The sequence below is a fragment of the Streptomyces sp. NTH33 genome (genome assembly GCF_003236365.1).
In the GTDB taxonomy this organism is placed as follows: domain Bacteria; phylum Actinomycetota; class Actinomycetes; order Streptomycetales; family Streptomycetaceae; genus Streptomyces.
Map to the genome: position 1 here is coordinate 1 of NZ_POTZ01000377.1, position 6,822 is coordinate 6,822.

8 protein-coding genes and 1 pseudogene are annotated in these 6,822 nt (G+C 70.0%); 5 read left to right on the forward strand and 4 right to left on the reverse strand.

The window, feature by feature from the left end:
* Nucleotides 1–304 precede the first annotated feature (304 nt).
* Nucleotides 305–1,065: pseudogene (locus C1I97_RS27775) on the forward strand (PIG-L deacetylase family protein).
* A gap of 8 nt (nt 1,066–1,073) precedes the next feature.
* On the opposite strand, the gene C1I97_RS27780 reads toward C1I97_RS27775, so the two are convergent.
* The 3 genes from C1I97_RS27780 to C1I97_RS27790 form a co-directional block, all read right to left on the reverse strand.
* A complete protein-coding gene (locus C1I97_RS27780) occupies nt 1,074–2,264 on the reverse strand; it encodes an IS110 family transposase (RefSeq protein ID WP_111005888.1) in 1,191 nt (396 codons plus the stop codon).
* A 607-nt stretch (nt 2,265–2,871) separates the two neighbouring features.
* Complete coding sequence (locus C1I97_RS27785) at nt 2,872–3,081, reverse strand: DUF397 domain-containing protein (protein WP_111005889.1); 210 nt, start codon at nt 3,079–3,081, stop codon at nt 2,872–2,874.
* Nucleotides 3,078–3,962: a helix-turn-helix domain-containing protein gene (locus C1I97_RS27790; protein WP_111005890.1), complete on the reverse strand. Its 885-nt coding sequence runs from the start codon at nt 3,960–3,962 to the stop codon at nt 3,078–3,080. The genes C1I97_RS27785 and C1I97_RS27790 overlap by 4 nt, the downstream gene beginning before the upstream one ends.
* A 141-nt stretch (nt 3,963–4,103) precedes the next feature.
* Here C1I97_RS27790 and C1I97_RS27795 point away from each other — a divergent pair, with 141 nt between their 5' ends.
* Both C1I97_RS27795 and C1I97_RS27800 read left to right on the forward strand, forming a co-directional pair.
* Nucleotides 4,104–4,553 carry an ATP-binding protein gene (locus C1I97_RS27795; protein WP_258382764.1) on the forward strand — a complete coding sequence of 150 codons (450 nt, stop codon included), beginning with the start codon at nt 4,104–4,106 and terminating at the stop codon, nt 4,551–4,553.
* Nucleotides 4,554–4,845: 292 nt separating this feature from the next.
* Nucleotides 4,846–5,214 (forward strand): hypothetical protein, encoded by a 369-nt coding sequence (locus C1I97_RS27800; RefSeq protein ID WP_111005892.1) that lies wholly within the window; start codon nt 4,846–4,848, stop codon nt 5,212–5,214.
* Here the strand turns inward: C1I97_RS27800 and C1I97_RS27805 are convergent.
* The gene (locus C1I97_RS27805; protein WP_111005893.1) at nt 5,207–5,602 is read right to left on the reverse strand and encodes a hypothetical protein; all 396 of its coding nucleotides are present in this window, start codon (nt 5,600–5,602) and stop codon (nt 5,207–5,209) included. The two genes, C1I97_RS27800 and C1I97_RS27805, sit on opposite strands and share 8 nt — an antisense overlap.
* A gap of 154 nt (nt 5,603–5,756) precedes the next feature.
* Here C1I97_RS27805 and mshB point away from each other — a divergent pair, with 154 nt between their 5' ends.
* Both mshB and C1I97_RS40760 read left to right on the forward strand, forming a co-directional pair.
* Complete coding sequence (mshB, locus tag C1I97_RS27810; protein WP_111005894.1) at nt 5,757–6,677, forward strand: N-acetyl-1-D-myo-inositol-2-amino-2-deoxy-alpha-D-glucopyranoside deacetylase; 921 nt, start codon at nt 5,757–5,759, stop codon at nt 6,675–6,677.
* On the forward strand, nt 6,674–6,822 hold a 149-nt coding region (locus C1I97_RS40760), incomplete at its 3' end, for a DUF6113 family protein (protein ID WP_258382765.1). The genes mshB and C1I97_RS40760, both read left to right, overlap by 4 nt.

The following is a 6,822-nucleotide window of genomic DNA, read 5'->3' on the forward strand; positions in this document are numbered from 1 at the left end:
GTCCTCCGGGGTGCTGCGCCAAGTCGTGAACATTAAACCGGTTTAGTGCTCACGACTCGCGCACCATATGTCCGGCGCGGGGCCGGGAAGTGGGTGGTGGGGCCGGTGCACCAAGTGGATGCCGGAGGCCCCTGCTGTCACAGGAGCCTCACTGGGCACGCGTCCCGAGACAAGTGGCGGATTTGGGCCAGCTCTCATACATAAATTCGCAGGTCACGCTTCCATACTGTGGCCCAAATCCGCCACTTGTCCCATCCGGCCCCCTCCGGCCGCGTGTTTCCTCCCTTCAGAGAGGAGTGACCCGGTGCCTCTTCCGAGTCTGCTCGCGGTTTTTGCTCATCCGGATGACGAGTCGCTGTCGGCCGGGGGTGTGCTCGCTCGTCACGCGGCCGGAGGAGGCCGAACCGCGGTCGTCACGGCGACCTGGGCGGAAGACACCTGGCGGCTGCGGAGTTGGCCGATGCGCTGCGCATCCTGGGCGCCGGCGAACCACGTCTGCTCGGCTACGCCGATGCGCGCGTGCCGCAGTCGGCGCCGGGCCGTGTGCGGTTCTGCGACGCGCCGCTCGACGAGTCGGTGCGGCGGTTGGTCGTACACATCCGGGAGTTCCGGCCGGACATCGTCGTCACCCATGACGCTTACGGCGGGCTGACCGGGCATCCCGACCACGTCCACACGCACAGGGTGACCATGCTCGCGGTCCAGGCCGCCGGGCTGGACCGGCTCTGTCCGGATGCGGGGCTCCCCTGGCGGCCGAGCGCCCTCTACCTGGCCACCCATCCCGACTCCGCCGCCCGGATGCTGGGCGCACGTCTGGTTCGGGAAGGCAGGACGATGTACAGCGTCCCGGACGAGTGGATCACGGCAACCGTTGACGTCCGCCCATGGCTCGGGCAGAAGGTCGGCGCCATCCTGGCCCACCGCTCCGAAGTGCGGCGGGGAGCTCTGCCGGGCCGGCTTGCCGTCCTGCCGGCAGCCGACCGGGAGGCGCTGCTGTCCACGGAGTGGTACATCCGCCACGGCCTCCTCGCGACGGCGGCGGTCCAAACCGAACTGACCTCCTAATGCTGTTGTCAAGCCGCTGTTGTGACTGAGAGGCCGTCTTGGTAACACCGTCCGTCACGGAGCAGGGCCCACAGGACGTTCACTCGGCGTCGGGCCAGGGCGAGGACCGCCTGGACGTGCCGCTTGCCTTCAGCGCGTTTGCGCTCGTAGAAGCGTCGCGACGCGTCGCAGTTGCGGATGCTGATCAGCGCGGAGGTGTAGAAGACGCGTTGCAGTCCGCGGTGGTAGCGCCGTGGCCGGTGCAGGTTGCCGCTGACACTGCCCGAGTCCCGGGGCACCGGGGCGACACCCGCGAGGCTGGCGAGGCGGTCGGCGCTGCCGTAGCGGTTCATGTCGCCGGCGGTGGCGGCGAGGAACTCGGCGCCCATCAGGGGGCCGATGCCGGGCATGCTCTCGATCACTTCGGCGAGGGCGTGTTCGCGAAACCGGGCCGCAATGAGTTTGTCGATCTCGGCGAGTTGCTCGTTGAGGCCCATCACCTCCTTCGCCAGGGTGTGGATCACCTGGGCGGTGATCTTCTCCCCGGGCAGGGCGGTGTGCTGGCGTCCGGCTGCGGCCAGGGCGGTTTCGGCGAGGGTATCGGCGCTGCGGACCTTGCGGTTGCGCAGCCAGGTCTCCAGTCGTTTGCGGCCGGTTCGGCGCAGGGCGGCGGGGGTCTGGTAGCCGGCCAGCAGGACCAGCGGGCCGGTGTTGCCCAGGTCGAGCACTCGCTCCAGTGCGGGGAAGATGCTGGTCAGCTGGCCGCGCAGCCGGTTGATCCGCCGGGTGCGGTCGGCGTTGATGTCGGCCCGGCGGCCGGTGAGGACACGCAGCTCGATGACGTGCTCGTCGTCCGGCCGCAGCGTGGTCAGGTCCCGGCGCATCCGGGCCTGGTCGGCGATGACGGTGGCGTCCTTGGCGTCGGTCTTGCCAGTGCCGCGGTAGCCGGCGGCGGCGCGGTTGACCGCGAGGCCGGGTATGTAGACGAGCCGCTGGCCGTGGTTGAGCAGGACGTTGACCCACAGGGCGGCCATGCCGTCCGCGACGTCGACCGCCCAGACCACGTCCTCGTCGAGAGCGAGCACGTCGGCGAGCAGGGCCAGGAGCTCCGGCTCGTCGTTGAGTACTCGCCGCGACATCAGCCGTCTGCCCTCGGCGTCCAGCACCACGCAGTGGTGGTGGCTCTTGCCGATGTCCGTCCCCGCCCAGATCCGGGCCACCTGTTCCTCCGGCCGTTCGACATGCAATGTTCGTCCGGACGACCTCGCCAACGTGGTCCTACTCAGCGATGCACCCGAGGGGCCCGCAGCTCCTAATCAGCGGCCGAGTCGTCGTGAGACACCGGGCGGCCAGGTCAGATGAACCATCGTGTGCAACCGCCTGAGAGCCATACCCGGTGTCTCTGGATCTCCAAGACCTTACGACTGGCCTTGATCGACCCACCAACAACGTAGGACCGCCTGAGCAGACAAACCGCAAGCCGCCGAACCCGCCCGGCGTGCTGGCGAGGCGCGACCGCGCACCCTCAACTCCGGGGCAGGACGCAGCCCACGCAAGGGCCCGGCCCACCCGGGACACCGCTCCTCCTCCGGCCGCCCGCTCGCTTCTCCCCCGTGCTGGAGCGGACCGGGTCAAGGGGCGGCCGGAGGCCGATCGGCGTAGCCGACGCGGAACGCAGCGCAGCGCAGCGCAGCGCAGTGCAGCGCCCTTGACGCGGGCCGCGGAAGCACGACACTGACCCGAGAAGCGGGCGGCCCCACGGCCACGCCACCGACCCACGACCACACCAACCCACCCCCACAGCCCACCAACGCGCTGCTCTGCCGGTCAGTTTTCGGATGCGTAAGGGATGAACTCCGCCCAGACGGAGGGGGCGAAGGCCAGACGAGGGCCCTCGATGTTCTTGGAGTCGCGGACATGGACCGTGCTGGGCTCGGTGGCGATCTCGACACAGGAGTCGGTTTCTGCGCCGCTGCTGTAGCTGCTCTTGAACCACGCCAGGTCGGAGGTGTCTCTGGACGAGGTCTTGCGGCTCATGTCTCCCCCAGCAGTTGCTCGATGAAGGCAGTCGACTCACGGGGTGTGAGGGCCTGCGCCCGGATGATGCCATACCGCAACTCGAGGATACGGAGCTGCCGCAGATCGCTGACCGGACGGCCACTGGCGACTCCCGGTGAGCGCCCCACCGCCGTGCCGTCCTCGAACTTCAGCACCTCGATCCCTCCATCCACCCCGGCGTGCTCTTCGCGGTCCATCGGCATCACTTGGATTTCGACGTTCCGCAACTGCCCCACCTCAAGCAGATGTTCGAGCTGTCGGCGCACCGCCATTCTCCCCCCGAGGCGTCGCCGAAGCGTCCACTCGTCCTGAATGAAGCTGAGTTCAGGTGCAGGATCTCGATCGAACACGGCCTTCCGGGCCATGCGCGCGGCCACACCTCGCTCCACATCGTCTGCGGCATAGGCGGGCCGCCGCATCTGGAACAGCCCACGCGTGTACTCCGGTGTCTGCAACAACCCATGGATGTTCAAGGGATCGTAGAGCTGCAGCTCAACCGCTCGCGCCTCCAGTTGTGCGAGATCCCGAATCTTCTTCGGGTACCGGACCTTCTTCAGGTCCTCCTTCATCTCCGAGACAAGCCCACCGGCGCTCAGTACCGCGTCCGCCGCGTCCAGGTACTCGGGCCGGGGGATCCGCTTCCCACTCTCGATCTTGTAGACCAGGTCGTCGCCGTACCCGACCGCCGCGCTGAACTCGGCGACGCGCATCCCCAGCGCCTCTCGCCGCAGCCTCAACTGCCGCCCCACGGTGGCCACTACGGCGAGCGCCCAGTCGTCGTCCGGATCCACCTCCCACCCCGGCTCGTCCGTCGCCTCCGGGGCGACCCGGGTCCGTACCGCCTCGCCGTCCACCGACATGTGCGCCCCTCCGTAGTGCCGTGCCGTACCCGTAGGAACGCCATCGACAGCTTGGACAGCACCGGACAAGCTGTGGACGGTGACCCTACGCAACAGCGTGATTACTCATCACGGTAAGCCTGCTCGGCCACGCTGAGTGACGTGAATCAGGAAATTGCCGATACGGCACCCCAACTCGACACCGCTATCCACAACTTCAGCGTGCTCCTGTCGTCCACCCCGAGAGGCGCCCGTCTGGCCCGCCTGCTCGCCGCCGACCAGCTCCGCAAGTGGGAGCTCCCGGTCGAGGCGGCGAGCCACGTCGTGGCGGAGCTGGCGGCGAACGCGGCCACCCACGGCCGGCTCCCCGGCCGCAGCTTCCGCCTGACGCTCTACGTGGTCGGCAGCACGCTCCGCATCGAAGTCACCGACACACGCGGTGACCGTCGACCGAAGCTCCAAGAGCCGGACGCGGACGCCGAGTCGGGCCGTGGTCTGCTGCTCGTGGACGCCCTCGCCGACCGTTGGGGCGTCACCGAGGGGCGCTTCCCACGCAAGATGATCTGGGCCGAACTGTGCCTGCCACAACCGGAACCCGCCCCCGCAACTTGACGCGTCAGGCCCCTGAGGTGTCTAGCGTGCCCCCGCACGTCCAGTCCCGTACTGCGGACGGCAAGCACCCGAACCGGGGACGCCACACCGGCGGTCTGGTGCACGACACCACCTGCCACACCGCGCCTTCCCGCGTGGCCTGTCGTGCAGGAGGAGCCCTGCGGGTGGGTGCAGGTCGCCGATGCGGGGTTCCCGGCATGCGGCCCACGAAAGTTGAGTACCAGCGCTCATGCCGAGTCGGTCGGCGCGCGGCGAAGATCGGTCACGACTGGTGCGGACGAAAGGACCGACGATGAACCCGAGCACATACACAAGGCTGTACGGCCCCCGCCCGTCGGTGCCGCGTCGCGCCCGGACCGGCGTCGTCGTGCTTGCCGCCGTTCTGTGGGGGCTGACGCTGGTGTCCTGTGCCTGGCTGGCGTACCTCGTCGGCGTGGTGGTGTTCGTGTCGGCCGGGGCGGACGGGGCGTGGGCGCCCGCCGGGAGCTTCCTGCTGTGGTGCGCCCTGGTCGTCGCCGGCGCCGTGGGCGTGCTGACCGCGGTCGCCTTCGTGCCCGGCGTCCGCCGGCTGGCCCCGGAGAGCCGCCTGCTCCTGCTGGGCGTACTGGCCTGCCCCGCGCCCACTCTCCTCGCGGTCCTCACCTGGACGGGGCTCACCTGAGGCCGCCGCAGAGGTCCCTCGCCTTCTGGAGCTCCTGCTTGACCTCCTTGCCGAAGCCGAAGGTCTTGTGGAAGCGCGTCTGCGCCAGCCGGATGGCTTCGGCGAGCGGCTTGTACTGATCGTCGCCCGCGGCCGCCGACGCCGCGAGCACATCGGCCGCGGCGAACCGGTTGAACGCGATCTCGCGCTCCGATCCCTTGGATTCGTACTTCGACTCGTCGAACCGGTCGAGGGCGCGGCACGCGTCGCGCGCGTCGTCCGCCGGGGCGGACGCGGTGGTCCGGCCGTCATCGCTGAGAGCCCACGCCGCGCCCACGGCACCCCCGCCGATCAGGAGACCCGTCACCAGCGCGGCGGCCAGGACACCGACGGGGCGGCGGGAAGGCACGGGTGCCGGTGAGGCCGGCGGGACCGGCGGGAGCGGAGAGCCGTACTGCGGTGGGGATGACATGCTCCACAAACTTACGACATGCCTATGACAGGTTCGGGGCACCCGGCAGCCCGAACCGGGGGCGGGGCCCGGCTCCTCGTAATGTGGTCCCATGACGGAACGGGCCGCTCGGCGGCTGATGCTGGTGCACGCGCACCCCGATGACGAGTCGATCAACAACGGGGCGACCATGGCGCGGTACGCCGCCGAGGGCGCCCGGGTGACCCTGGTGACCTGCACGCTGGGGGAACGGGGCGAGGTCATCCCGGCCGAGCTGGGGCACCTGAACGGGGCCGCTCTCGGGGCGTACCGGCGGCAGGAGCTCGCCGCCGCCATGCGGGAACTCGGGGTGGACGACTTCCGGCTGCTCGGCGGGGCCGGGCGGTACCAGGACTCCGGGATGATGGGGCTCGCCGACAACGACGACCCCGGCTGTCTCTGGCAGGCCGACGTCGACCGGGCCGCCGAGCACCTCGTCGCCGTGATCCGTGAGGTGCGGCCGCAGGTTCTCGTCACCTACGACGACAACGGCGGCTACGGCCACCCCGACCACATCCAGGCCCACCGCATCGCCATGCGCGCCGCCGACCTGGCCGCCGTCCCCGCCGTCCGGCCCGACCTCGGCGAGCCGTGGCGGATCGCCAAGGTGTACTGGAACCGGGTGCCGCGTTCCGTCGCCGAGGCCGCCTTCGCCCGGCTCGAGGACGATCTGCCGGGGCTGCCGTTCGGCAAGTCCGCCACCGTCGACGACGTTCCCGGCGTCGTCGACGACGAGCGCGTCACCACGCGGATCGACGGGACCGCGTATGCCGCCGTCAAGGCCGCCGCCATGCGGGCGCACGCCACCCAGATCGAGGTGGCCGAGCCGTACTTCGCCCTGTCCAACCAGCTCGCCCAGCCCGTCTTCACCACCGAGTACTACGAGCTGGTGCGGGGGAAACAAGCCGGGGGACAGGCCGGAGAACAAGCCGGGGAACAGGCCGGTGACGTGGAGACCGATCTCTTCGCCGGGACCGAGGGGGCGGCGTCGTGAGTCCGGGCGGGCCGGGTTCCCTGCTCGCGCAGCCCCTCAAGCCTCCCTCCGCAGGGCGGGTCGTCTCCTATCTGGGACTCTTCCTGCTCGGCGCCGTGGCAGCGGTCGCGGGGGCGCTCGTACAGGCCGCCTGGTTCCCCGGCGG

Excerpts from the sequence above, each read along its gene's own strand:
- C1I97_RS27790 (WP_111005890.1), bottom strand. The coding sequence starts at position 3,962 with ATGTCGGTGGACGGCGAGGCGGTACGGACCCGGGTCGCCCCGGAGGCG.
- C1I97_RS27785 (WP_111005889.1), bottom strand. The coding sequence starts at position 3,081 with ATGAGCCGCAAGACCTCGTCCAGAGACACCTCCGACCTGGCGTGGTTC.
- C1I97_RS27800 (WP_111005892.1), top strand. The coding sequence starts at position 4,846 with ATGAACCCGAGCACATACACAAGGCTGTACGGCCCCCGCCCGTCGGTG.
- mshB (WP_111005894.1), top strand. The coding sequence starts at position 5,757 with ATGACGGAACGGGCCGCTCGGCGGCTGATGCTGGTGCACGCGCACCCC.